The organism is Hymenobacter sp. HSC-4F20 (genome assembly GCF_019599275.1).
Classification (GTDB): domain Bacteria; phylum Bacteroidota; class Bacteroidia; order Cytophagales; family Hymenobacteraceae; genus Hymenobacter.
The window spans coordinates 279,246-304,373 of the sequence record NZ_JAHZTD010000003.1 but is presented as its reverse complement, the minus strand read 5'-3'; the positions used below and the strand labels follow the sequence as shown (position 1 = coordinate 304,373).

Below are 25,128 nucleotides of genomic sequence, written 5' to 3'. Positions count from 1 at the left end.
CGGGGGCTTTTATTGCTGTTATACTTGCCGGCCTTTGCTACCCGAGCTTAGCAGTAGGAGTTATATGGGGCGGCATCAACCTGTTGCGGTCTAATAGCAAGGAACGACATCAAGTGGTAACTCCCCTTCGTGGCTTACTGCTGCTATTTTGTGCGGCGGTAGCGCTAATGAGTGTGATTAACTTCCTGTAAGCCTGCTCACTTTACGTTCACCACATTCATGGCCCGCTCCAGCCCTACAGTGCCAAACAGTAGCACGGCTTCGGCTGCCTTTTCCAGGCGCGCCGCCAAATCAATCTGCTCGTCGGCGGAGAAGGGGCTGAGGACGTAATCTACCTGCCGGCCCTTCGAGAAGCTGGAGTCGATGCCGAAGCGCAGGCGGGCGTACTCGTCGGTGCCCAGGATTTCCTGAATGTGCTTGAGGCCATTTTGTCCGCCGGCCGAGCCCTTGCCTTTCAGACGTAACTTGCCAAAAGGAAGGGCCAGGTCGTCGGTAACTACCAGCAGCTGCTCTTTCGGGATTTTCAGCGCACTCAGCCAGTGGGCCGCAGCTTTGCCGCTCAGGTTCATGTAGGTAGTTGGCTTTACCAGCACAAACGTATGGCCCTTGTGCTTGATTTCGGTGGTGAAGGCATGGCGCCCCAACTCAAAGGGTGCAGCCTCAAACTTCTTGGCCAGGTAGTCGCCTACCATAAATCCTACGTTGTGCCGCGTATCGGCATACTCCGGCCCGATGTTGCCCAGGCACAGAACAAGGAACTTCATAAAATCACGGATTTAGACGGATTGAACGGATTACACGGATTCGCTTGTCAGCCTGCGGTTCAACTTCCTTCTGCCGGGGCGGATGCTTCGTAAGGCTTTAGCTTCCAGTAGAGGGGTAGGGAATTGACTAACAGTCGGCAGCTGACAACAAAAAAGCCGCTCTGCAAGCAGAACGGCTTTTTTCGGCAGACGGAGTAACTCGGGCACGGTATCCGTGTAATCCGAAAAATCCGTCTTAATCCGTGATTTATTTGTCAGCCTGCAGCGTGCCACGCAGACCACGCGGGATGGTCACGGTAGCAATGGGAGCCAGCGGGTTGGTGAGGATGGTGTAGCCCTGGGCTTCCACTTTGTTCACCTTAATCGACTTGCCCAGGCCCAGGTCCGAAATGTTTACCTCTACGAAGTCGGGCAGATTTTCGGGGGTAGCCTTTACTTTCAGCTTGCGCAGCTTGCTTACCAGCTTACCACCTTGCTGAACGCCAGGCGAAGTACCCACATACTTCACGGGCACGTCCATTTTCACTTCTTTGCCTTCCTGCAGTTCCAGGAAGTCAACGTGCAGCAGCATTTCGTTCACGGGGTGGAACTGCGCGTCCTGCACGATAGCGCGGCGCATCTCGCCTTCAATGTTCAGGTCCACGATGTGCACCTCGGGGGTGTACAGCAGTTCGCGGAATAGGATGGCCGGAGCCGAGAAGTGCACTTGGGTACCTGCACCGTACAGTACGCACGGTACGTAGGATTCCAGGCGCAGGGCCTTGGCATCCTTCTTACCGAGATTCGCTCTTTTAAACCCTACAATCTCGAGGCTTTTCATAAAACGTGTTCGTTTGAAGAGAAAAACGCTTACCCACAGCAGGTAAACGGGCCGCAAAGATATGATTTTTGCTTTACACTAGCCATGGAAAGAGCAAAGATTCCCTAGCACGCAAGAAGGCTCCTCTAGCATTAGCCTGTCAGCTGTCAGGCTAATGGCTATAGCGCAGACAAAGAGGACAACCAGCAGCCTATGGCCTTCCTCTGATGACAAGTTAGCAAGCAGTACCCTGCGGGATGTAAGGATGCCGACAACCAGTGCTTTGCCCTATAGAAGGACGATACTTAGGAAGCGCCGGGTAATAAAGAGCTTACCTTACTAGGTAGAAGCTAGATAAACAGCGAGCTGATTGACTCGTGGGTTACCACGTTGCGAATGGCCTGCGCAAACAAGCTGGCTACGGAAATTACCTTGATTTTGGGGTTTTCCTGCTTGAGCGGAATGGTGTCGGTAATCACCAACTCTTCCAATACAGAATTCCGAATTCGGTCGTGGGCCGGGCCGCTGAGCACGCCGTGGGTAATTACGGCCCGCACCGATTTGGCGCCGCGCTCCATCAGCAGCTCGGCGGCTTTGCAGATGGTGCCGGCCGTATCCACAATGTCATCCACAAGCACTACGTTCATGCCGGCTACGTCGCCGATAACCTGCATAGAAGCAATTTCGTTGGCCCGCAGCCGCATCTTGTCGCAAACCACAATTTCCGCCCCGAACTTCTTGGCAAAGGCGCGGGTACGCACTACTCCTCCTACGTCGGGCGAAGCGAAAATCAGGTTGTCCAGGTTCAACGACTGAATATAGGGCGCCGTCACGGTAGCACCGTCCAAATGGTCGACGGGAATATCAAAGAAGCCCTGAATCTGGCCGGCGTGCAGGTCGCAGGTCATCATGCGGTCGGCGCCTACGCTCTGAATCATGTTGGCTACCACCTTCGCTCCAATACTTACCCGTGGCTTATCCTTGCGGTCTTGGCGGGCGTAGCCCATGTAGGGCATCACAATGTTCACCTTATAGGCCGAGGCGCGCTTGGCAGCGTCCACCATCAGGGCCAGCTCCATCAGGTTTTCGGCGGGCGGGTTGGTGCTCTGAATCAGGAACACGGCGCAGCCCCGAATGCTTTCATTAAAGCTGGGTCCTAGCTCCGTGTCTGCAAAGCGCTGAATGCTCAGGTCGCCGAGCGGAGTGCCGTAGGCGGCCGCAATTTGTTCGCCCAGTTCGCGCGAGGCGTTGCCCGCGAATATTTTTACCTGCTGTGACATGAAAGGAAAGGTGGAGAAGGTATAGAAGTCAGATTGTATGGCGCAAAAAACGGATGGCACGAATACAGGAGTAGTTACTGCATCCGTGCCATCCGCTTTCTACCCGTTTCATCCGTGGCGAAAAAGCGAAAGGCGCTGACTCTTCCGGGGTAGGAAGAATCAGCGCCTTTCGCGTTGGGTTGTCGGTTGTCCGACCAGGGCTCGAACCTGGACTTTCTTGAATCAAAATCAAGCGTGTTGCCAGTTACACCATCGGACAATTTCCAGGCGGCTACCGGTGTAAGTATGCCGTTTGGTTGTGCAAATGTACGGCAGCTTTTATTCAAGGCAAATTTCCGGGTAAAAATTTTTCGTCGGGCTACCCCCGAAAAGCCCGGCAACGTGGCTTTTTGAGCTGATTTTCAGGTCTTCAGGCGCTGAAAAAAAAGTTGACGGGGCAGGCTTTAGAGGGGTCTTGGCAATGCCGGGATTAAGCCGTACTTTTGCGTCCTGAAACGTTGCACCCATCCCCTTATATAAAAAGCAATGGCGAATACCGGCAAAATCACCCAGGTTATCGGTCCCGTCGTGGACGTGAGCTTCGCGGGTGAAAGCTCTAAGCTTCCCAACATTCTCGACGCCCTCGAAGTCACGAAAGACAACGGCCAAAAAGTTCTGCTGGAGTGCCAGCAGCACCTGGGCGAAGACCGTGTGCGCACCATCGCCATGGACTCGACCGAGGGCCTGACCCGCGGCGCTGAAGTTCGTGACCTAGGCTCGCCCATCACTATGCCTACCGGCGAAGGTGTGCGCGGTCGTCTGTTTAACGTTATCGGTCATGCCATTGATGGCATTGAGCAACCGAAGAGCGACGGCGGCTTGCCGATTCACCGCGGCGCCCCGGCTTTCGAAGACCTCGCAACGTCGTCGGAAGTACTGTTTACGGGTATCAAAGTAATCGACCTGCTCGAGCCCTATGTAAAGGGTGGCAAAATTGGTTTGTTCGGTGGTGCCGGGGTAGGCAAAACTGTACTCATCATGGAGCTGGTAAACAACATTGCCAAGGCCTACGGTGGTCTGTCGGTGTTTGCTGGCGTGGGTGAGCGTACCCGCGAAGGCAATGACCTGCTGCGCGAATTCCTGGAGTCGGACGTAATTAAGTACGGCGAAGGCTTCAAGCACTCGATGGAAGAAGGTGGCTGGGACCTCACGAAAGTGGATGCCGAAGCCCTGAAAGACTCGAAGGCTACCCTCGTATTCGGCCAGATGAACGAGCCCCCCGGAGCCCGTGCCCGCGTAGCCCTCTCGGGCCTCACGGTTGCCGAGAGCTTCCGCGACGGCGACGGCACTGGTGCTGGTCGTGACATTCTGTTCTTCATCGACAACATTTTCCGCTTCACCCAGGCTGGTTCAGAAGTATCGGCTCTGCTGGGCCGTATGCCTTCGGCCGTAGGGTACCAGCCCACGCTGGCTACCGAAATGGGTGCCATGCAGGAGCGTATTACCTCTACGAAGCGTGGTTCTATCACCTCGGTACAGGCCGTATATGTACCTGCCGACGACTTGACTGACCCGGCTCCGGCGACGACCTTCGCCCACTTGGACGCTACCACCGTACTGTCGCGTAAGATTGCCGAGCTGGGTATCTACCCCGCCGTGGACCCGCTGGACTCCACCTCGCGCATTCTCGACCCGTCCGTTATCGGTCAGGAGCACTACGGCACGGCCCAGCGCGTGAAAGAAATTCTGCAGCGCTATAAGGAACTGCAGGACATCATCGCCATCCTGGGTATGGACGAACTCTCCGAGGAAGACAAGCTGACGGTAACCCGCGCCCGCCGCGTGCAGCGTTTCCTGTCGCAGCCCTTCCACGTAGCTGAGCAGTTCACGGGCCTGAAAGGCGTGCTGGTGGACATCAAAGACACCATCAAGGGCTTCAACGAAATCATCGACGGCAAGTACGACCACCTGCCCGAGGCGGCTTTCAACCTGGTAGGCACTATTGAGGATGCCGTAGTGAAAGGCGAGAAGCTGATGGCCGAAGCCAAGTAATTTGGTTGTTGATTGGTGGAAGTTGATAGTTACTCTTTTCAGCTTCCACCAATCAGCCATTAACAATCAACAACCAAAACTATGCATCTGGAAATCATCACGCCCGACCGCAAGGTGTTTGAAGGCGAAGTTGCGTCGGCTCAGTTTCCCGGCGTTGATGGGTTATTTGAAGTGTTGAACAACCATGCCCCGCTGATTTCGGCTTTGAAAGCCGGAGAGGTAGTGGTGAACGGCGGTGCTACTCGCTTTGCCATTGAAGGCGGGGTAGTGGAGGTGCTGCGCAACAACGTAATCGTACTGGCCGAAGGCGCTTCAGCCTAGTCTGCTTAAAGGTTATTCGGTGAAAAGCCCCGTGTCTGCTCTCAGGCACGGGGCTTTTTACATATGGCGAAAAAGGAAGCTGGCTCACATGAGAAAATAAGGTAAAGGAAGCAGATTTTGAATGAGGCACGGCCTGCTAGAAGACAGTGGAAAATTCGGCAACTGCCGTAGCTTGCAGAACCTCTTCTCTGGGCTTATCACAGCGGTTATTATGCATATTCCTCTTGTCACGGCTGGCCTGTTGCTGGTTGCTATTTCGGGTTTCGCTCAAACGTTTCAGATTGACTATCGGCGGGCCATGCAGGCTCAGGATACTGCTAAAGTGCGCAAAGTGCTAGTCGCTTGGCAGCAAAAAGATCCTCAGAATCCTGACTTGTATGTGGCTCGGTTTAATTACCTGCTTCGGAAGTCGTACCGAGTAGTGGTAAGTGCGGCACCGCCTTCGGGTCGGGGGGTAGCAGTTCAACAGAAAGATGGAAAAGCAGCGGGCTCGCTTAATGAGGGCTATGAGCCACAACTGCTCGAAGCCGCCCGTGCTACTTTACAAGAGGGTATTAAGGTTGCACCTGACCGACTGGATATGCGGTTCGGTTTGGCCAAGACTTACGAAATGACCCACGAGCCCGACAAGGAAGTAGCCGTGCTGACAGCAGCCTTAGCCGACCACAAAGCCAGCAGCAAGCCCTGGCGGTGGAGTGAAGGCAAAGCACTACCCGCATCAGAAGCTGTTTTTCTGCCCGAAAGCTTGGAAGAGTATATGCTACCCTATTGGCAATCAGACACGCCCGAGGGAGCAGAAGTGGCCCGACGACTGGCTGAGCTTATCAGCCAGTACTATCCGGAAAGCTCATTAGGTCCCTTCAATTTGGGCATGTACTACACCCTGCAGCAGCAACCCGATAAAGCTTACCCTCTGTTTCAGCAGGCCAACAGCCGCCGCCCTAACGATTGGCAAACGCTGGCTAATCTCACCCGCTTGGCCATCAGTATGAATCGTAAAACCGAAGCTCAACAGTACCTTGCATCATTGCAGAAGCTGCCCGCCGGGCGCCCTGCCGCTGCTGACTTGGGTAAGGAAGTGCGCAAAATGAAATAGTGCCCGGTTGCAACGCTGCCGTAGTTTACCTTTGCTTTTCCGCTTTGCCTGACTTCCCCACCCATGCATATCCACCCCAAAATCACCCCGATTTATCAAACTTCTGTTTTCAAGTTCGAAGACCTCACCGAATTGGAGCAGTATTTTGGGGAGCCGGGCAGCCGCTATATGTACTCCCGCAACGGCAACCCCAACTCCGATGAGCTGGCCGCGGCTGTAAATCGATGGGAAGGCGGCGTGGGGGCTATTGCTACGGGCTCAGGTATGGCCGCCATTTTTGCCGCACTGGCCGCCTGCTGCCAGGCCGGCGACCATGTGCTGTGCGCGGCAGATATTTACGGCGGCTCGTCGTCGTTGCTGAATCAAGAACTCAGCCGGCTGGGCATTACCGTAACCTATGTGCCGTTTGAGCAGCTTTATAACGTAGGGCAGTTTGTGCAGGCTACCACGCGGGTGATGCTGGCTGAAACTATCAGTAACCCGCTGTTGCGGGTAGCCGACCTTCGCCGTTTGGCTGCTGAGTGCCATCAGCACGGACTAAAGCTGGTGGTAGACAATACCTTTGCTACCCCGGTGCTCACCCGCCCGCTGGAACTGGGTGCCGATATGGTGATGCACAGCGTCACGAAATACATTGCCGGCCACTCCGACGTAACGGCGGGGGTAGTGGTAGCGGCAGAGCCTGAAGTAGCGGCGCGGCTCAAACAAGTAAGCGTGTTCTATGGCCTGACGTTGAGTCCCATGGAAAGCTGGTTGGCGGTACGTGGACTGAAAACGTTGCGGCTGCGCGTGCGTGAGCACAGCCATAATGCCCTAGCCGTAGCTGAGTTTTTGCGTCAGCAACCAGCTGTACGGGAGGTGTATTATCCGGGCTTGCCCGACCATCCTCAGCACGCACTAGCCCAGGAGCAGGGTGCAGGCCTGTTCGGTGGTATGTTGTCTGTACTATTAGCCGATGAAGTGGAAGTGGTTAACCGCTTTATGCAGCGCAGCCAGCGGTTTCCCTTTGCTCCGTCCCTGGCGGGGGTCGATTCGTCTCTGTCTTATCCGCTTGGTACCTCACATCGCTACCTCACGCCGGAGCAGCAAGCTGAACTAGGTATCAGTACGGGCCTGGTACGGTTGTCGGTGGGCATAGAACCAGTTGAAGAATTATTGGCTGATTTGAAGCAAGCGCTGGGGTAGCGTGGAGGAGAGTGAAAGCCAGTAGGTGAACAGTTACTGACAGGTATCAGTACGGGCCTCTCTGCTCCTGTCTGATAGCAATACTATGTACCGGAGTCTGAGCAAATCGGCCTTCCAACTCACTAGTGCCCGCTTTGATACGGTAGCACATAATGTGGCCGGCACGTCCGAAGGCTTTGTCGAAGAGAGTCCAGCACAAAGCGCACCCGAACTGGCTGGGTAACATGGGCGCTTCAATTTCGTGTCGAGCAGGCGCCAACCCACTGAAGAGGTATTATTTTTTAGTACTTGGGAGCTGGCCCTAAGAAGGAAGACGCCATAAAACCACCTCTATGCGCCGGAATAAGCCATTTTGTGATATACTACACACTGCAAGCTTTGTGCGTTATAAACTGCCGAATGAACTTTATGTACTAAAAGGGGTAGGCCAGGGCTGCAAGATTAAGTTATAGAATAGCTTTTATTACCCCGGCCACACGCTGCAAATCTGCTTCCGTCATGGCCGATCCGGAGGGTAGGCAAAGGCCTTGCTTGAAAAGTTTTTCGCAAACTTCGCCACCGTAAACGGGCACCGTAGCGAATAGCGGCTGCAAGTGCAGCGGCTTCCAGAGCGGCCGGCTTTCGATGTTGTGCTTTTCCATATGAACGCGTAGCTGCTCAGGCGAAGAGGTAGTATCAGTGGGATGAAGCGTTACGCAGGTAAGCCAGCGGTTAGAGCGCCCACCCATAGGCTCCGCAGGTCCGAACACCAGGCCCGGAATATCGGACAAGTGCTTTTGGTACCACGCGAAAATCTCCCGGCGCTTCTTTACGCGGTCCTCCAGCAGTTCCATTTGCCCTCGCCCAATCCCGGCGAGCAGATTGCTGAGGCGGTAATTGTAGCCTAATTCGCTGTGTTGATAATGAGGGGCATCATCGCGAGCTTGGGTGGCCCAAAAACGAGCTTTCTGGGCCCATTCAGCAGTGTTCGTGATAAGGGCTCCGCCGCCGCTGGTAGTCAGGATTTTGTTGCCATTGAATGAGAAAACGCCAACGTCCCCGAAGGTGCCGAGGGGGTGGCCGTCGTAGCGGCTGCCCAGGGCTTCGGCGGCATCTTCTAGCACAGGCACCTCATACTCCCTGGCTACGGCCATGATTTCGCGCAGGCGGCAGGGCATGCCGTATAAATGCACGATTATGAGAGCTTTGGGCCGACGATTGTGGCGGCGCATATCCTCCAGCGCCTCGCGCAGCCGCTCGGGGCAGAGGTTCCACGTTTCGGCTTCGCTGTCAACAAAAACCGGGGTAGCACCCACGTATAAGATAGGGTTAGCCGTGGCTACAAAGGTGAAAGAAGGGCAGAGCACCTCGTCGCCGGGGCCCACCCCTAGCAGGCGAAGGCCCAGATGAATAGCGGCCGTGCCGGAGGTAAGGGCAACGCAGTACCGGGCACCGGTAAACTCGCAGATGTCGCGCTCAAACCCGTCCAGGTTCGGACCAACCGGCGCCACCCAGTTGTCTTCAATGGCTTTGTGCAGGTAGTTTAATTCGTGCCGGCCGAGGTGGGGAGGAGAGAGGTACAGTCGGTCGTAATCCTGGCTGCGCATTGAAGAAGGATGAGTGAAAGCAGAGAAACGAGGCGCTGACCTACGGGCCAAACGCACGTACTAAGCGGGAAAGAACGGACAAATTCCTGGTTTCCTGGTGCCTACTTCGGATTTCTTATTTTAATTATCTGGGCCGGTACACCCACAGCCGTGCAATGGGCCGGCAGGTTGCGCACGGCTACGGCCCCGGCCCCGATGATGGCACCGGCGCCGACGCGCACCTGATTGATGACGGTAGCATTAGTACCCAGATACACGCCAGCTTCGAGGTAGGCTTCGCCGCCCACGTTAGCATGAGGCATCAGGGAGCAAAAATCTTCCAGTACAGCATCGTGGCCAATGGTGCAGGCCAGATTAAGCAGCACGTGCCGGCCCAGCGTAATATCACACGTCAGGATGCAGCCCTGACAGATAACGCTGCCTGCCCCAATGCGCAGCTGCTGGTAGTCGGCGCGGGCTACACTGGGATGCACAAGGGTAGCAAAGGTGAGTTGTGGTGAGGAGAGCCGCGCTACAATGGCGGCCCGGCTGCGGCTGTTGCCGACGGCTACTACCACGTGCAGCGCCTCGGGCTGCTCATTGAGGCTGGCAATGGTGCCGAGGTAGGGAAGGCCGTGGACGGAAGGGGTAACCGGCGCGCGGTCATCGTAAAAGCCGGCTAATTCCCAGGTCGGGTGGGCTTCGTTGATCTGCCGGGCCAGCACCAGCACTTCGCGGCCCAGCCCGCCCGCCCCAACGATAACCAGTTGGGGCAGTAAGGTAGCAGCACCAGGTACCGTAGAGGATGTAGTCATGCAGTCGGCAGGTTAGAGGGAGGAGTGCCCGTGAATGCGGTAGTGGTGGCTTGACCAGGAGCTGAAATTCCGTGGGCGCCGAGCACCCGGCTTAGCGTGCGCCACAAGATGCGCATATCCAGCCCAAAGGAGAGGTGGTCGGCGTACCACACATCCAGCACAAACTTCTGCTCCCAACTGATGGCATTGCGGCCATTTACCTGGGCCCAGCCCGTAATACCGGGGCGTACATCGTGGCGGCGGGCCTGCTCCGGCGAGTACAAGGGTAGGTATTGCTCCAGTAACGGACGTGGCCCTACCAAGCTTAAGTCGCCCCGGAGTACGTTCCAGAGTTGGGGCAACTCGTCGAGGGAAGAGGCGCGCACCCAGCGGCCCAAGCGGGGTAGCCGCTCGGCATCGGGTAGGAGGTGACCCTGAGCGTCGTGCCGGGAGGTCATGGTTTGAAGCTTGTAGAAGGTAAACAACTTACCGTGTAAGCCTGGCCGTTGCTGCCGAAACAACCAGGCTCCGCCATTCTGAACGGCTAGTGCCGCCGCCAGGGGTAGGAGCAACGGCACCGAAAGCAGAAGCAAGGGCGCGGCCACGGCTACATCAAGCAGACGTTTGCCGCGGCGGGCGTACCAGGAAGTTACAACGGCGCACATAGCGTCAAAAATACGGCGAAATGTAGTGGGCATTTGACTTCGCCGTTGGAGCGGTTAGCTTGCGGTCCAATCTGCGCTTTGTATGCTCGTTTTCCCCAACGCCAAGCTCAACCTTGGCCTCTACATCACCGGCCAGCGCCCCGATGGCTTCCGCAACCTCGAATCGGTGTTTATTCCCTTGCCCTGGACCGATGCCTTGGAGGTGCTGCCAGCCGCCGAAACCACTCTGGGCCTCAGCGGCATTCCTATCCCCGGCGAGCCGACTACAAACTTGTGTCTGCGGGCGTACCAGCTCCTCAAGGCCGATTTTAACCTGCCGCCGGTGCACCTGCATCTGCACAAAGTGGTGCCTATTGGTGCTGGCTTAGGCGGAGGCTCTGGCGACGCAGCATTTGCCCTGCGGGCTTTACATGATCTTTTTCAACTAGGCCTACCCCCCGAAACCCTGCAAAGCTATGCTCGCCGGCTGGGCGCGGACTGTGCTTTCTTTATTCGCAACCAACCCGTTTTTGCCTACGAGAAGGGCGACGTTTTCGAAGACATCAGCCTGGACCTCACGGGCACTGCCTGCAAGGTTATTTACCCCGGCTTGCACATTAGCACCGCTGAGGCCTACTCCCGCGTGCAGCCTCGCACTCCGCGCCACGACCTGCGCACGGCGCTGGCCCAACCTCTGGAAAGCTGGCGACACACCGTCAGTAACGACTTCGAGGAGGCCTTAACGCCACACTACCCGGTACTGGGCGAAATAAAGCAAGCACTTTACGCGGCCGGGGCTGCCTACGCTAGCTTGTCGGGTTCCGGCTCGGCGGTATATGGCCTGTTTCCGGGCCACGAGCAGCCCCCGCATTTAGGGTTGCCCGCAGAGTACCAGATCTGGGACGGAAAGCTGTAGGAGAGAAAGTATGTACTGCCTGGGGTAACTCTGCTCTTGAGGTTATCTACCTCACCTGTTCACCTAATCACTATTCCACCAGTTATCCTACCAGCAAGTCGGCGGCTTCCTTCTGGCGAATGCGCCGGCGGTTCCACTGGTCGAGGATGGGGTGAATCAGCACGCTGAGCAGGATGATGAAGGTGCCCAGGTAGAAACCGGTGGAAAGCTTTTCCTGCCCGAAGCCCGGAATATGAAACGTGTACATGAGCACGGCCAGAATGATACCATAAACCGGCTCCAAGTTGATGGTCAGGTTTACTACGAAGGCTGAAATCCGCTTCATCAGCTCCACGGAGGCGGAAAAGGCGTACACGGTGCACACGCCCGCCAGGATAAGCAGCCATAGCCAGTCGAAACCCGAGAGGCTCAGCTGCACGCCACGACCTTCGGTGAAATAGCGGCCATAGATGGGCAGAAACAGCGCAATGCTCAGGCAGGCCCCCGTCATTTCGTACAGCGTGAGGCGTAGCGGAGGATGACGGTGTACCAGCTTGGAGTTGAACACGCTAAACAAAGCCGAAAGCCCCGCCGATACAATAGCTACCAGCAAACCCGGCAGCTGATCCAGCTCTGCCTGCGACACGAGGTAAAGCCCTACCATCGTCAGCAGGCCCAGCCCTACCTCATAAAAGCGCACCCGCCGCCACAGCAGCAGCGGCTCCAGCAGGGAGGTCCAGAGGGCCAGGGTGGCCATGCCCGCCAAACTCACACTCACCGACGACAAGCGCGCCGAGAGAAAAAAGGTAATCCAGTGCGTTGCTACCAGTGCCCCAATGCCCAACAGCCGCAACGCCTCACTCGCCGGAATACGCCAGGGCTGGCGCCGCCCGAGCAAGAGTCCGGCTAGCCCGGTAGCTGCCAGCAACGTCCGCCAGAATACCAGTTCCACCGGCGGCACCGAAATCAGCTTCCCCAGAATGGCCGTGAAGCCCCAGAGCAACACAATGAAATGCAGGCGGAGGTAGTCTTTGAGCATAGAGTGAATGAGTGAATGCGTGAATGAGTGGAGTAACTGCTCCAATGGCGCGAGTAGTGGTAGTAGAACCCCCAATTCACGCATTCACTCATTCACTATTTCACCGTTAGCGTGGAACCACGCGGTACAGGAACAGGCCAATAATGGTAAACACAATGCTGGGCACCCAGGCCGCCAGCAACGGTGAGAGCGTGCCCACGGCCGCCAGGTTGCGGCTCAGAATCACGAAGATGATAAACACGAAGGCCAGCACGAAGCCCAACGCAATCTGGCCGCCTACCCCGGCCCGGCTCTTGCGGGCACTCATAATCACCCCAATCACCGTCAGGATGAACATGGCGTAAGGGTAGGCGTAGCGCTCATACTTCTCGCTGAGGTACACCTGCGTGTCGTCGGCGCCGCGGGCTATCTTCTGATTGATGTAGCGGTTCAGCTCGGGTAGGGTCAGGGTTTCGGCCAGGCGGTAGGTGCTGGCAAAGTCCTTGGGGTAGAGGTTGAGGGTAGTGTCGCGGGCGGGCAGGCTCAGCAGGGTTTCCTTTTCGCCGTTGAAGGTGCGCACAAGCTGCGGGGTAAGCTTCCAGGCCCGCTTCGTGGAGTCCCAGGTAATGGCCTCGGCCGTCATGCGGCGCTTGAGGAGCTGCCCGTCAATGGTTTCCAGCGCAAACTTGTAGCCTACGTTGTTCACGTTGTCGTAGCTTTCCATGTAGGCGTAGCTCTGCGGCCCGATTTTGATGTGCACGTTGCGCGCATCGAAACGGTAGGGATTTTTGATGTAGGCCTTCTCGAACTGGACCCGGGTTTTGTTGGCAAGAGGAATCAACCAGCCCGTCATGGCCATGGTCAGGACGCCCAGAATGGCGCTGCCCATGATGTAGGGCAGCAGAAACCGCTTAAAGCTGATGCCCGAGGCCAGCATAGCCACTACCTCCGTGCGCGAGGCTAGCTGGGCCGTCACGAACACCACCGCAATAAACACCGTGATGGGGGAGAGCAGGTTAGCGAAATACGGAAACAAGTTCACGTAGTACTCCGACACAATCTGCCAGGCCCCGAGGTCATGCTTGAGAAAATCGTCGTTTTTCTCCGTGAAGTCAATCACGCAGATAACCGACACGAGCAGCACCACCGTGAAGAAAAACGCCGTGAGAAATTTTTTGAGAATGTATTTATCGAGGAGGCGCATAACGTGTTATCTGTCATCCTGAGCAGCGCGAAGGACCTCTACCGGAGGTACTCTTACTACCCTCATCGAAGCGGTAGAGGTCCTTCGCGCTGCTCAGGATGACAAACGAATGGGGGCTTACAAACGTGTCATGACCTGTCTTACCATCCTCTCTTTCCACTCGCGGAAGGTGCCGGCCAGAATTTGCTGGCGGGCTTGCTTCACCAGCCAGAGGTAGAAGGTGAGGTTGTGGATGGAGGCAATCTGCGGGCCCAGCATTTCCTTGCTGTGGAACAAGTGGCGCACGTAGGAGCGGGAGTAAAACGTGCTGACGTAGCCGCCCAGCTCTTCATCAATCGGCGAGAAGTCGTCGGCCCACTTCTTATTGGCAATGTTCATAATGCCCTGCGTAGTGAACAGCATGCCGTTGCGGGCGTTGCGGGTGGGCATCACGCAGTCGAACATATCCACGCCCAGGGCTATGTTTTCCAGGATGTTGGCCGGCGTGCCTACCCCCATAAGGTAGCGGGGCTTGTCCCGGGGCAGAATGTCGCAGACCAGTTCGGTCATTTCGTACATCAGTTCGGCCGGCTCACCCACGCTCAGGCCCCCAATGGCGTTGCCCTCGCGGCCCTGCTCGGCAATAAACTCCGCCGATTTCACCCGCAAATCCTTGAACGTGCTACCCTGCACAATCGGGAAAAGCGTCTGGGAGTAGCCGTAGTGGCCCTCGGTGCTGTCGAAACGCTCGATGCAGCGCTTCAGCCAGCGGTGGGTCATGTCCAGGGACCGGGCGGCGTAGCTGTACTCGCAGGGCCAGGGCGTGCACTCGTCGAAAGCCATGATGATGTCGGCCCCGATGGTGCGCTGAATGTCCATGACGCCCTCCGGCGAGAACAGGTGCTGGGAGCCATCAATGTGGGAGCGAAACTTCACGCCCTCCTCCTTGATTTTGCGGGTGCCGGAAAGGGAGTACACCTGGTACCCGCCCGAGTCGGTGAGAATGGGCCGGTCCCAGCCGTTGAACTTATGCAGGCCCCCGGCTTTGCTGAGCACCTCCAGGCCGGGGCGCAGGTAGAGGTGGTAGGTATTGCCGAGGATAATCTGGGCCTGCACGTCGTCCTTGAGGTCGCGCTGCTGCACGGCTTTCACGGTGCCGGCCGTGCCCACGGGCATGAAAATGGGCGTTTCAATAGCCCCGTGGTCGGTGTGGACTATGCCGGCGCGGGCTTTGGTATGCGGGTCGTTGGCTACGAGGTCGAAGGTCATTCTGCAAATAGAAGCTAGAGCGAGAAGCTGAAAGTGAGATGCCAGAAATTCGTAGCCAACATTTTCAGTGGCTACGTACTTCTACCTTCCCGCTCCCAGCTTCTTCCTGCAAAGGTACTCGGCCTACCCCGAATGCCTACTTTTACCGCCTGAACTACCTGCTCTGCTTTGCCTTTCCATCTTTCTCCGGCCCTGTGGCTGCTGCTGGCCTGCGTGCTGGGGCAGCTTTTCTACGCGGCCTACTACTTTCTGCCCTTTGCCCGCCGGCCTTCCGAAGCCGCCGATGGCCCCGATACCGAGCCGGTTTCCATCCTGGTGTGTGCTCACAACGAGTTGGAAAACCTGCGGCGGTTGCTACCCCTATTGCTGCAACAAGACTACCCCGCCGGCTTTGAGTTGGTCGTCATTGATGACCGCTCCCAAGACGACACCTATCTATTCGTGCAGCAACTCACGCAGTACTACCCCCACGTCCGGCTCGTAACCGTCAACAAAACGCCTGACGGATTGGCACCCAAAAAATATGCCCTGACCCTGGGCATTAAAACGGCCCGCCACGAGCGGATGCTGTTCACCGATGCCGATTGTATTCCGGTCACCAATCAGTGGCTCAGGTATATGCAGCGTGGCTTTAGTAAGCCGGCCGATGTGGTGCTGGGATATTCGGCTTACGCCGAGGAAAACGGCTTTCTAAATAAGCTCATCCGGTTTGAAACCTTCCTGACCGGGGCACAGTATTTGTCGTTCGCGTGGCGCGGCTACCCCTATATGGGGGTAGGGCGCAACCTCGGGTACACCCGGCAGGTCTTTCAGCTGACCAAAGGTTTCGCTTCCCATATCCGCAGCCTTTCCGGCGACGACGACCTGCTGGTGCAGGATGCCGTGGCCCGGGGCGCCCGGGTAGCGGTAGTAGCCGATGCCGGGGCCCATACCCTAAGTGAACCAGCCCAGACCTGGGAAGCCTGGTGGTGCCAAAAGCGGCGGCATCTCTCCGCCGGCCGGCAATACCGGCTTGCCGATCGTCTTCGGATTGGAACATTTATTGGCGTAAATTTGCTATTCCACAGCATGGCAGTCGGCTTGCTGTTTTCCCGGCCCGATTGGGTACCTTTGGCTGTGGTGTGGCTGGTGCGCACCGTGGCTATGACGGCCGTGTACTACCAACTCGGCCGTCGGCTCGAGGACCGGCTGCCGGTTGCGTGGCTGCCCGTCCTCGACGCTGTGTATTTTTTTTATTATCTCGCTCTGGGAATGTCGCTGTTCCTCTACCGCACCCTCCGATGGAAGTAAACAATCAGGAAAAACAGTTCTCCGCCAAAGCCAAGCACGACTTCAAGCTGATTCGGGCCGCCGTTGAGCAGAGCGACGAAAAAGCTTACGCCGAGCTGATGCAGATCTACAAGAAGCCGGTGTACCACGTCGTGCTAAAGATGGTGCGCAACCCCGACGATGCGGAGGACCTCACTATCGAAGCCTTCGCCAAAGCCTTCCGGAACCTGCACAAGTTCAACCCGGAGTTTGCCTTCAGCACCTGGCTGTTCCGCATTGCCACCAACAACTGCATCGACTTTATTCGCAAGAATAAAATCAAGACGATGTCCATCGATTCGGCCATCAAGATTGACAACGGCGACGAAATCACCATCGACTTCCGCGACCAGAACCTGAACCCGCAGGAGTCGGCCATCAAAAATCAGAAAATCGAAATCATGCAGCACGTGGTGTCCCGGCTGCCCGAGAAATATCAGCGCCTAGTAACTCTGCGCTACTTCGATGAGCTGAGCTACGAGGAAATTGCCCAGGAATTGAAAGCCCCGCTCGGCACCGTGAAAGCCCAGCTGCACCGCGCCCGCGAACTGCTCTACGACATGGTGAAAAACAAAAAGGAAATCATCTAGCGAAAAAGCCCCGATGCAAGTCGGGGCTTTTTCATTTCAGGCTTTCTGTGAAATAGGTTGTGCCCCCATCCCAGCAGCAGTTCACACCTCTGCCATTTTCAACCCTATGCTCACAGTTTGGATAGAGCATATTGATGATAAGCGCACTCAGCGCGTAGCCCAAGCACTACAGCGGAGCCAGCAGAAAACAGGCCCGTGCATTCGTCACAGGTCCTGACTGCTCGGTTATCAGCGGAAGCTTCAAACAGATTGGGAGCTGAGAGCTGGCGTAGATTTACGGCCAGTAAGTAGAAGAAAGTAGTGCTGAAGCCCAAACATCGTGCTGCTATCTTTGCGCCTACTATGGAGATTATCACCCACTACTTCCCGCACCTTACCGACCATCAGCGCCAGCTTTTTCAGCAGCTGGAAACCGAATTCCGGGGCTGGAATGAGCGCCTGAATCTGGTGGCCCGCACCGATGTCGACAACCTGGCCGAGCGGCACTTCCTCCATTCTCTGGGTATTGCCAAGGTAGTGGACTTTGCACCTGGTTCCTCGGTGCTGGATGTGGGCACGGGCGGCGGGTTGCCAGGTTTGCCACTCGCTATTCTGTTTCCGGAGGTGCAGTTTCACTTGGTGGACAGCATCGGCAAAAAGATTAAGGCGGTGCAGGAAATGGCCCGCGCCCTGCAGCTGCCCAACGTCACGGCCGAGCAAACCCGCGCCGAGCAGCTGCGCCCGCACTACGACTACGTGGTAAGCCGCGCCGTCGCCCGCCTGGCTACTTTCTACACCTGGATTGAGCACCGTTACAAGCCCCTGGCCGAAGCTGCCCCCGGCAGCGGCCTTTACTACCTCAAAGGTGGCGACCTAGCCGAAGAAATCGAGGAGTCGGGCCTGAAGGCCGAGGTGATAGATCTGAAAGACTTCTACAGCGAAGAATTCTTTGACACTAAGAAGGTAGTGATAGTGCCCGCTGGTCCCAGCAAAAAGCGCTAAAGCAGCAAGTAGCATCAGCAAAGAAGCCCTTCCCTACCTCGGTATGAGGAGTAGAGGAGGGCTTCTTTGCAATTATGAGAAAACCAGTAAGTGTTGTTGCGTGCGCTCGGGTAGCACGGTATTACGCGGGCCTGTCGGCCGTCAGGAACTCCACGGCGCGCCGCTCGGAGTAGTATGCGCCGTCGGGGCTGCCCTCGCCAAAGCCTACATGACCACCAGCAGAAGGCGTTTCCAGGTACACGTACTTACTTTGGGCGGCTACTTCGCGAGGAAAGCAGGAGGGAGGCAGGAACGGGTCGTTCTGGGCGTTGACCAGCAGCGTGGGTACCCGGATGCCGCTGAGGTAGCGGCCGGAGCTGGCGTGCTCGTAGTACTCATCGGCCGAGGTAAATCCGTGCATGGGGGCCGTGTACCGGTCATCGAACTGCGGAAAGTCCTGCAGCTGGTCGAGGTCGGTGAGGTCTACCTGCCCGGGCAGCAGGGCCGCTTTCTGCCGGATTTTGGCCCGCAGGGTTTTCAGGAAGCGCTTGAGGTAGATACGGTTTTCTGGTCGGGCAATGTGGTAGGAGCTGGACTTCAGATCGGTGGGTACCGAGAATACGGCCGCCCGTTGCACCTGGAGAGGTACCCGGTCCGGGTTTTCACCCAGGTATTTCAGCGTCACGTTGCCGCCGGCCGAAAACCCCGTGAGAAATACGCGGCGGTAACGGGCAGTGCCCAGGGCGTAGCGCACCACAAAGTCTAGGTCGTCAGTATCGCCGAGGTGGTAGGAGCGAAGCAGCCGGTTCATTTCACCGCTGCAGCTGCGGTAGTTCCAGGCGAGGGCATCCATACCGGCGCGGTTGAGAGCCCGCACCATGCCGCGCACGTAGGGCCGGCCGGCGTCGCCCTCCAAGCCGTGCGATACGATGCCCAGCGTGTCCGTCGGCTGGTCGGCCGGTTGCCGCGACCAGTCCAGGTCCAGAAAATCGCCATCCTTCGTTTCTACCCGCTCGCGCTGGTAGCGAACTTCCGGCACGGAGCGCCACAGGCTAGGGACAATAGTTTGCAGGTGGCCGTTGAAGAGGTAGAACGGTGGCTGATAAGGGGAGTGCGGGACGAGGGGCATAAGACGACAAGCTGGCGTGAAAGGCTTGTTCAGTTAGTTAAATGTACGTAGAAAACAAGTAGGCATGCATACCTAGTTCGGGGAAGTTGCTGCTTGCTGCTCTTCAGCAGCTTTTCAGTGCTTAGCGTTTGCGTGGACAGGGCGTTACCTTGTATGCTTATTGTGTAAGTGGCTTATAATCAGTAGCTCAACGGTAGTGGGCCTCGTTAGTAAAATCTTGTCAAAGTAGCCGGCGGCGTTGACCTGGCCGGTGAAAAAACGTATGGAGGTATTCGTATTACTAAACTTCTTTCCTATGAAAACGACTCACGCATTTTCTCTTTTCCTGGCAGCTAGCTCTTTCGTGCTCGGCACGGCCTGTAGCAGCACCAACACCGGAACCAGTACCGGCACTACCTCCGGGAGCAGTATGAACGGCCAGATGAGCTCCGACATGAGTTCGGCCAGCGGTACCGCTGCTACCGGCACAAATACCAGCTCCTCGGGCAGCATGGGAGACGCGGGCTCCAGCAGCGCGGCAGCAACTGGTGGCTCGGGAGGCAGCAGCGCTACCATGGGTACGGGCAGTGCATCGGATATGACAGCCTTCATGGCTACGTTTGCCACCATGCAAGACCCGGTATTCCTGATGAATGCCGCCAGCAGCAACCTGCTGGAAATTCAGCTAGGGCAGATGGCAGCCCAGAAATCAACGAATGCTGATGTGAAAAGATTTGGCCAGATGATGGTCGACCACCACACCAAGGCTACCCAGGAACTGAAAACGGTAGCCACGCCGCTCGGCGTCACCCTACCCCAAACCATGATGCCCGTGCACCAGGCCATGGCCGACAAGTTGATGAACAAGTCGGGCAAGGCGTTTGACGAAGGCTACATGGACGCTATGGAAACGGCCCACAAGATGGATATTGCCATGTTTGAGGTGAAAAGCAATGCGGCAGAAACGCCTACCGTGAAATCATTTGCTACGAAAACGCTGCCAATGCTTCGCTCCCACGAAAAAATGGCGAATGAAATCGAGAAAAAGGTAGATTAAAGTGGCGACGGCCCAACAAAGCACGCTGTAAACGGAGCACCGCAGTCCCTTCTGCGGTGCTCCGCTGCTTGTAAGCCGGGCCAGAGGTAGGGCAGAATGCTGGGTCAATTCCTGACACACTATTTGCTATTTCCGAGCAAAGCCTTACCTTTGCACTCCCCAATTGAATTGATTTCGAGCAGAAGACCATATTTCAACCCCCATGGCAAATCATAAGTCGGCCCTCAAGCGCATCCGTTCCAACGAAGCTAAGCGCGTGCTGAACCGTTACCAGGCTAAATCTACTCGCACGGCTATCAAGAAGCTGCGTGCTACCACCGACGCTTCGGCCGCTCAGGAGCTGCTGCAGAAAGTTTCGTCGATGCTGGACCGTCTGGCCAAGAAGAACATCATTCACAAGAACAAAGCCGCTAACAACAAGTCGAAGCTGGCTAAGTTCGTGAAGTCGCTGGCTGCCTAAGCAGTTAACGGCACTCTGCTCTATATACGCAAGGCCCTGGGCGCAAGCTCGGGGCCTTGCTGCGTGTGACCGGTTTTCTACCCTTCCACCCGGCGGCACTGCCAAGGCGAATACCGTCGAAAAGAGAGCGAAGGCATCCTGTGTTACTGGCACTAAAAAGCCCGCTCAACCATTAGTTGAGCGGGCTTTTTGCTGGGAGCAGTCGGCGAAGCTTACGCTACGCTTACTTTCACCATATTCGTTTTGCCTTTCTCATTGATGGGCATGGAAGCCGTGTTGATAAATACGTCGCCTTTTTGCAGGTGACCCGTAGTGGTCAGCGCATACTTAATGTCCGACACGGTGCCGTCGGTGCTTACCATCCGGTCGTAGTAGAAGCCGCGGACTCCCCAAATCAGGCTTAGGGTAGTGAGCAGCGCCCGGTTGTCGGTGAAGATAAAGATGCTGGCTTTGGGGCGGTACTTGGCAATCTGGAAGGCCGTGTAGCCGCGGTGGGTCATGCCGGTAATGGCCTTCGCCCCCGTGTTCTTGGCCAGGTGGCAGGCGGCGGAAAGTACGCTGTCGACCATGAAGGTAGGCGACTCCGGAGTGATGGGGTGCCAGTGGTGGTAGAGGCTGGGCATACGGCTTTCTACGCTGGTAATCGTGCCTACCATAGAGCGGATCACCTCGGCTGGGTACTGACCTACGGCCGTTTCAGCGGACAGCATTACGGCGTCGGCCCCGTCAATAACGGCGTTGGCTACGTCGCTGGTTTCGGCGCGGGTCGGGCGGGGGGCCGTAATCATGCTTTCCATCATCTGGGTAGCCACAATTACGGGTTTGCCCGCCTTGTTGCACTTCTCCACAATCATTTTCTGAGCCATCGGCACCTCTTCCATCTTTACCTCCACCCCTAAGTCGCCGCGGGCTACCATTATGGCGTCGGAGAGGGCAATGATTTCGTCGAGGTTACGTAGGCCTTCCGGCGTTTCAATCTTGGCAATAACGCGGGCCGATTTACCGCTCTCCGCAATCAGGCTCTTAATAAAGCGAATATCCTCGGCGCGACGGGCGAACGAAAGGGCAATCCAGTCCACCTCGTTTTCCAGCCCGAACTTCAGGTCCTCAATGTCCTTTTCCGTCATAGACGGAGCCGACACGTCAGAGTCGGGCAGGTTGATGCCTTTGCGGGGCTTCACAAGGCCCCCGTAGATTACCTCCACGTCCACTTCCTTGTCGCGGTCCGTAGCCAGTACGCGCAGCTCAATTTTGCCGTCGTCAATCAAAATCATGTCGCCAGCCTTCACGTCGCGGGCCAGACCCAGGTAAATTGTGCTCAGACGGGTAGCCGTGCTAATCTCCTTCTCGCCGCATACCAGCTTAATTTTGTCGCCGGGCTTAATCTCCACGCCTCCGCCTTCTACCTCGCCCAGCCGGATTTTGGGGCCTTGCAAATCCTGCAGCAAGCCCACGTGTGTGCGCATATCCTTGTTAAGACGGCGCACCGTGTTAATCACCGAGAGGTGGTCTTCGTGGCTGCCATGGGAGAAGTTCAGGCGGAACACGTCCACGCCTTCCCGCATGAGCATACCCAGCTTTTCGTAGGTGTTGGAGGCGGGGCCAACGGTGGCAATAATCTTAGTCCTATTAAACTGCGGGCGAGATTCCATGTTCGGGGGTTTGTATGCAAAAAATCGTAAGTGCGGAGTATAGCCATCCGTTGCCTGCGTCGGCTGCCAGAGCCCTTACCACGGCCGAATGCCATTGCAGTAATTCCGTGGTGGGGCTGCGGCCCGGCTCAAGCTGAAGGATGGCTCCGAAGCTCAAAAGAGCAGATTTTCTTTGAATTTAAGGTCATTGGGGTCGAATTGGCTGACCAACTGAACTTCTGGCAAGGCCGTAAGCTGTGCCAGCAACTGCTCAGAGGCCAAGGCTCCGGTGCCATTGCTGACTTGCAGCAGATAATCGTATTCCTTGATATCCGGCGCGAGAAACGGCTTTTTTAACGGAGAAGGGTCCACGGAGCGGTTTCGCAGCAGGCGTAGCGTGTAGTGCTCCGTGGCATAGAGGTAATTGCTGATTACCAACCGACCTTTGTTAAACAAGTCATAGATCAGATCCTGCTGCTTCACCAGGCGCAGCTTCAGGGACCGGTTCAACAGCCAGGCCAACGTATGCTCCCGGGTCGAGGAAACCAACCCAAACAGGTCGAACTCGCAGTCGTACTCTACATCGAGCGTCAGAGTTTTCATGGGCGGTGGCAAAGGAGAGGAAACGCAAAAATAGGCACCGCAGTACCCCCGCGGAACTCCCCGGGCCATAATCTTGCACCGGGAAGATTAGGGGGGCGAAGTTTGACAATGTTAGCGAAGATGGTGTTATTTGTGCCGAGTTTTCCTTAAACCCCCACGGAAATGTCTGAAATTGCAGAAAAAGTAAAGGCCATCATCATTGATAAACTTGGCGTAGAAGCTTCGGAAGTTACCCCGGAAGCTAGCTTCACAAACGATCTGGGCGCCGACTCGCTGGATACCGTTGAGCTCATCATGGAGTTCGAAAAAGAATTCAACGTGTCGATTCCGGACGACCAAGCCGAGAATATCGGTACCGTGGGTCAGGCTATCAGCTACCTCGAGGAGCACGCCAAGTAATCCGCGGCAAGCTCTTCTACCCTTAAAGTGCTTACCGGCCGGCCTGCCGCCGGCCGTTTTGCTTTTCCAGTGATTTCCTTTCTTTCGCTTCTCTGAGCCAGCCTATGTCTCTTCGGAGAGTTGTCGTGACCGGCCTGGGTGCCATTACCCCGCTGGGCAACACCGCCCCCGCTTATTGGGAGGGCCTGCAAGCCGGCGTGAGCGGGGCCGCCCCCATCACCCGTTTCGATGCCAGCAAGTTCAAGACTCGCTTCGCCTGCGAAGTGAAGAACTATAACCCGGATACCTATTTCCCCACCAAGGAAGGCCGGAAGATGGACATCTTCACCCAGTTTGCCCTGATTGCCGCCGATGAGGCCATCAAGGATGCCAACCTGGAGGGAGTAGATAAAGACCGGGTGGGCGTTATTTGGGGCTCCGGCATCGGAGGTCTCACCTCCCTGCAGGCCGAGTGCATTGCCTTCGCCAACGGCGACGGTACGCCCCGTTTCAATCCCTTTTTCATTCCGAAGATGATTGCCGACAGCGCGTCGGGCAACATCTCCATTCGTCACAAATTCCGGGGGCCGAACTTCGTGACTACCTCGGCCTGCGCATCTTCCTCTGACTCTATCATCTCGGCTTTCAACTACATTCGCCTGAACATGGCCGATGTGGTAGTAACCGGGGGCTCGGAGGCGGCCATCACCGAATCAGGGGTAGGCGGCTTCAATGCTCTCAAGGCTATGAGCGAGCGGAACGATGCACCTGAGCAGGCCTCGCGCCCCTACGATAAGGAGCGCGACGGTTTTGTGCTAGGGGAGGGAGCAGCTTCGCTGATTTTAGAAGAATACGAGCACGCGAAAGCCCGCGGGGCGAAAATCTACGCGGAGCTGATCGGCGGTGGCATGTCGGCTGATGCCTACCACATTACCGCGCCGGACCCTGAGGGCAACGGCGTAGTGCTGGTCATGCAGAATGCCCTGCGCGACGCCGGCATTTCGCCGGCCGACGTGGACTACATCAACACCCACGGCACGAGCACCCCGCTGGGTGACGGGGCCGAGGTGAAGGCTATCCAGAAAGTGTTCGGCGAGCATGCTTACGGTCTGAATATCAGCTCTACCAAGAGCATGACGGGCCACTTGCTGGGTGGTGCCGGGGCTATTGAAGCGGTAGCCTGTATTCTGGCTATGCAGCACAACGTGGTGCCGCCTACCATTAACCACTTCACCGATGACCCGGAACTGGACCCTAAGCTGAACTTCACGTTCAACCAGGCCCAGGCCCGCGAGGTGAATGTGGCCATGAGTAATACCTTCGGATTTGGCGGCCATAATACGTCCGTTATCTTCCGCAAAGTGCGCGACTAATGCCCAAGCCCGGTCAGCCCCTGCCGTTGTTTGGCTTCTTTCGCCGACTGCTGGGTCGTGACCGGGCTTTTCGGCAGGCCATTGCCACGCTCACGGGCTACACGCCCGACAACGTGCGCCTCTACCAACTGGCCTTCACTCATTCCTCGGTGGTCCGCCAGCAAGGGGAGCAGGCCCGTCATCAGAGCAACGAGCGGTTGGAGTTTCTCGGCGACGCGGTGCTAGGCACGGTGGTAGCGGAATACCTGTTCCGGAAGTTTCCGTACGAGCAGGAAGGCTTTCTGACGGAGATGCGCAGCCGCATTGTGAACCGGGAAAGCCTCAACGCCATTGCCCTTAAAATTGGGCTCGATAAGCTGGTGCAGCTGGATGCTGGCCAGGGCCGGGCCGCCCGTTCCCGCTCCGTAAACGGCAACGCCCTGGAGGCGCTGGTAGGTGCCGTATACCTGGACCAGGGCTACAAAACGGCCCGCAAGTTTGTGCTGGGTCGCCTGATTAAGCCCTACGTGGATGTGAAGGCCATGACCCAGACGACCACTAACTTTAAGAGCAAGCTCATTGAGTGGGCCCAGCGCCACGGCAAAAACCTGCGCTACGACCTCACCGGCGAGGCCCGGCCCGGCGGCGTCATGGAGTTTTCGGCTACCGTGCTGGTAGATGAAAACCCGGTGGCTACCGGTATGGGCCTGAGCAAAAAACAGGCTGAGCAGCTGGCTGCCGAGCGGGCCCTGGAAGTGCTCGGCGTGTAAGAATGCGGATACGCACCGCAGAAACCCGCGTCCTCCGCGCGCTTACATCGTACTAACGACGTAGCGC

The 25,128-nt window shown here is 56.8% G+C and carries 25 protein-coding genes and 1 tRNA gene; 13 read left to right on the top strand and 13 right to left on the bottom strand.

Annotation, left to right across the window (positions count from 1 at the left end; genetic code table 11):
* Positions 1-197: 197 nt before the first annotated feature.
* From pth to K3G63_RS17310, 4 genes are all read right to left on the bottom strand, one after another.
* Positions 198-764: an aminoacyl-tRNA hydrolase gene (gene pth / locus K3G63_RS17325; RefSeq protein ID WP_220615380.1), complete on the bottom strand. Its 567-nt coding sequence runs from the start codon at positions 762-764 to the stop codon at positions 198-200.
* Positions 765-1,011: 247 nt separating this feature from the next.
* Entirely contained in the window at positions 1,012-1,584 is a 573-nt protein-coding gene (locus K3G63_RS17320; RefSeq protein ID WP_220615379.1) for a 50S ribosomal protein L25/general stress protein Ctc, read from the bottom strand.
* A 329-nt stretch (positions 1,585-1,913) separates the two neighbouring features.
* Entirely contained in the window at positions 1,914-2,843 is a 930-nt protein-coding gene (locus K3G63_RS17315) for a ribose-phosphate pyrophosphokinase (protein WP_220615378.1), read from the bottom strand.
* A 186-nt stretch (positions 2,844-3,029) separates the two neighbouring features.
* A tRNA-Gln gene (locus K3G63_RS17310) sits at positions 3,030-3,102 on the bottom strand.
* A 266-nt stretch (positions 3,103-3,368) separates the two neighbouring features.
* Between K3G63_RS17310 and atpD the strand changes: the two genes are divergently transcribed.
* From atpD to K3G63_RS17290, 4 genes are all read left to right on the top strand, one after another.
* The gene (atpD, locus tag K3G63_RS17305) at positions 3,369-4,874 is read left to right on the top strand and encodes a F0F1 ATP synthase subunit beta (protein ID WP_220615377.1); all 1,506 of its coding nucleotides are present in this window, start codon (positions 3,369-3,371) and stop codon (positions 4,872-4,874) included.
* 81 nt (positions 4,875-4,955) lie between these two features.
* Complete coding sequence (gene atpC, locus K3G63_RS17300) at positions 4,956-5,195, top strand: ATP synthase F1 subunit epsilon (RefSeq protein ID WP_220615376.1); 240 nt, start codon at positions 4,956-4,958, stop codon at positions 5,193-5,195.
* Between the two features lie 211 nt (positions 5,196-5,406).
* A complete protein-coding gene (locus tag K3G63_RS17295) occupies positions 5,407-6,291 on the top strand; it encodes a lipopolysaccharide assembly protein LapB (RefSeq protein ID WP_220615375.1) in 885 nt (294 codons plus the stop codon).
* Positions 6,292-6,354: 63 nt separating this feature from the next.
* Entirely contained in the window at positions 6,355-7,476 is a 1,122-nt protein-coding gene (locus K3G63_RS17290; protein ID WP_220615374.1) for a PLP-dependent aspartate aminotransferase family protein, read from the top strand.
* Positions 7,477-7,922: 446 nt separating this feature from the next.
* On the opposite strand, the gene K3G63_RS17285 is transcribed toward K3G63_RS17290, so the two are convergent.
* The 3 genes from K3G63_RS17285 to K3G63_RS17275 all read right to left on the bottom strand — a co-directional run bounded on the left by K3G63_RS17285 (position 7,923) and on the right by K3G63_RS17275 (position 10,533).
* Positions 7,923-9,062 (bottom strand): DegT/DnrJ/EryC1/StrS aminotransferase family protein, encoded by a 1,140-nt coding sequence (locus K3G63_RS17285; protein WP_220615373.1) that lies wholly within the window; start codon positions 9,060-9,062, stop codon positions 7,923-7,925.
* Between the two features lie 101 nt (positions 9,063-9,163).
* Positions 9,164-9,856, bottom strand: a complete 693-nt coding sequence (locus K3G63_RS17280; RefSeq protein WP_220615372.1) for a NeuD/PglB/VioB family sugar acetyltransferase — start codon at positions 9,854-9,856, stop codon at positions 9,164-9,166.
* A complete protein-coding gene (locus K3G63_RS17275) occupies positions 9,853-10,533 on the bottom strand; it encodes a sugar transferase (RefSeq protein WP_310794606.1) in 681 nt (226 codons plus the stop codon). Before K3G63_RS17275 ends, K3G63_RS17280 begins: the two co-directional genes overlap by 4 nt.
* A 49-nt stretch (positions 10,534-10,582) precedes the next feature.
* Between K3G63_RS17275 and ispE the strand changes: the two genes are divergently transcribed.
* A complete protein-coding gene (ispE, locus tag K3G63_RS17270; RefSeq protein ID WP_220615371.1) occupies positions 10,583-11,395 on the top strand; it encodes a 4-(cytidine 5'-diphospho)-2-C-methyl-D-erythritol kinase in 813 nt (270 codons plus the stop codon).
* A gap of 82 nt (positions 11,396-11,477) precedes the next feature.
* Here ispE and K3G63_RS17265 read toward each other — a convergent pair whose 3' ends face one another.
* The 3 genes from K3G63_RS17265 to tgt all read right to left on the bottom strand — a co-directional run bounded on the left by K3G63_RS17265 (position 11,478) and on the right by tgt (position 14,844).
* Positions 11,478-12,413: a DMT family transporter gene (locus K3G63_RS17265; RefSeq protein WP_220615370.1), complete on the bottom strand. Its 936-nt coding sequence runs from the start codon at positions 12,411-12,413 to the stop codon at positions 11,478-11,480.
* Between the two features lie 106 nt (positions 12,414-12,519).
* Positions 12,520-13,596, bottom strand: coding sequence for an LptF/LptG family permease (locus K3G63_RS17260; protein WP_220615369.1), 1,077 nt, complete (start codon positions 13,594-13,596; stop codon positions 12,520-12,522).
* Positions 13,597-13,713: 117 nt separating this feature from the next.
* Positions 13,714-14,844 (bottom strand): tRNA guanosine(34) transglycosylase Tgt, encoded by a 1,131-nt coding sequence (gene tgt / locus K3G63_RS17255; RefSeq protein WP_220615368.1) that lies wholly within the window; start codon positions 14,842-14,844, stop codon positions 13,714-13,716.
* A 168-nt stretch (positions 14,845-15,012) separates the two neighbouring features.
* On the opposite strand from tgt, the gene K3G63_RS17250 reads away from it, so the two are divergent.
* The 3 genes from K3G63_RS17250 to rsmG all read left to right on the top strand — a co-directional run bounded on the left by K3G63_RS17250 (position 15,013) and on the right by rsmG (position 17,723).
* A complete protein-coding gene (locus K3G63_RS17250; protein ID WP_220615367.1) occupies positions 15,013-16,134 on the top strand; it encodes a glycosyltransferase in 1,122 nt (373 codons plus the stop codon).
* On the top strand, positions 16,125-16,742 hold the full coding sequence (locus K3G63_RS17245) for an RNA polymerase sigma factor (protein ID WP_188558823.1): 618 nt from the start codon (positions 16,125-16,127) through the stop codon (positions 16,740-16,742). The genes K3G63_RS17250 and K3G63_RS17245 overlap by 10 nt, the downstream gene beginning before the upstream one ends.
* 342 nt (positions 16,743-17,084) lie before the next feature.
* Positions 17,085-17,723: a 16S rRNA (guanine(527)-N(7))-methyltransferase RsmG gene (gene rsmG / locus K3G63_RS17240; RefSeq protein WP_220615366.1), complete on the top strand. Its 639-nt coding sequence runs from the start codon at positions 17,085-17,087 to the stop codon at positions 17,721-17,723.
* 121 nt (positions 17,724-17,844) lie between these two features.
* On the opposite strand, the gene K3G63_RS17235 is transcribed toward rsmG, so the two are convergent.
* Positions 17,845-18,831 carry a YheT family hydrolase gene (locus K3G63_RS17235; RefSeq protein WP_220615365.1) on the bottom strand — a complete coding sequence of 329 codons (987 nt, stop codon included), beginning with the start codon at positions 18,829-18,831 and terminating at the stop codon, positions 17,845-17,847.
* Between the two features lie 295 nt (positions 18,832-19,126).
* On the opposite strand from K3G63_RS17235, the gene K3G63_RS17230 reads away from it, so the two are divergent.
* Both K3G63_RS17230 and rpsT read left to right on the top strand, forming a co-directional pair.
* Entirely contained in the window at positions 19,127-19,867 is a 741-nt protein-coding gene (locus K3G63_RS17230) for a DUF4142 domain-containing protein (RefSeq protein ID WP_220615364.1), read from the top strand.
* Positions 19,868-20,069: 202 nt separating this feature from the next.
* Positions 20,070-20,327 (top strand): 30S ribosomal protein S20, encoded by a 258-nt coding sequence (rpsT, locus tag K3G63_RS17225; protein ID WP_088843362.1) that lies wholly within the window; start codon positions 20,070-20,072, stop codon positions 20,325-20,327.
* A 212-nt stretch (positions 20,328-20,539) separates the two neighbouring features.
* Here the strand turns inward: rpsT and pyk are convergent, their stop codons facing one another.
* A complete protein-coding gene (pyk, locus tag K3G63_RS17220) occupies positions 20,540-21,979 on the bottom strand; it encodes a pyruvate kinase (protein ID WP_220615363.1) in 1,440 nt (479 codons plus the stop codon).
* 153 nt (positions 21,980-22,132) lie between these two features.
* Positions 22,133-22,561, bottom strand: a complete 429-nt coding sequence (locus K3G63_RS17215; protein WP_220615362.1) for an IPExxxVDY family protein — start codon at positions 22,559-22,561, stop codon at positions 22,133-22,135.
* A gap of 162 nt (positions 22,562-22,723) precedes the next feature.
* Between K3G63_RS17215 and K3G63_RS17210 the strand changes: the two genes are divergently transcribed.
* The 3 genes from K3G63_RS17210 (at position 22,724) to rnc (ending at position 25,061) form a co-directional block, all read left to right on the top strand.
* Positions 22,724-22,960, top strand: coding sequence for an acyl carrier protein (locus K3G63_RS17210; protein WP_019948606.1), 237 nt, complete (start codon positions 22,724-22,726; stop codon positions 22,958-22,960).
* Between the two features lie 104 nt (positions 22,961-23,064).
* Positions 23,065-24,312, top strand: coding sequence for a beta-ketoacyl-ACP synthase II (fabF, locus tag K3G63_RS17205; RefSeq protein WP_220615361.1), 1,248 nt, complete (start codon positions 23,065-23,067; stop codon positions 24,310-24,312).
* Complete coding sequence (gene rnc, locus K3G63_RS17200) at positions 24,312-25,061, top strand: ribonuclease III (RefSeq protein ID WP_220615360.1); 750 nt, start codon at positions 24,312-24,314, stop codon at positions 25,059-25,061. Before fabF ends, rnc begins: the two co-directional genes overlap by 1 nt.
* Positions 25,062-25,128: the final 67 nt, after the last annotated feature.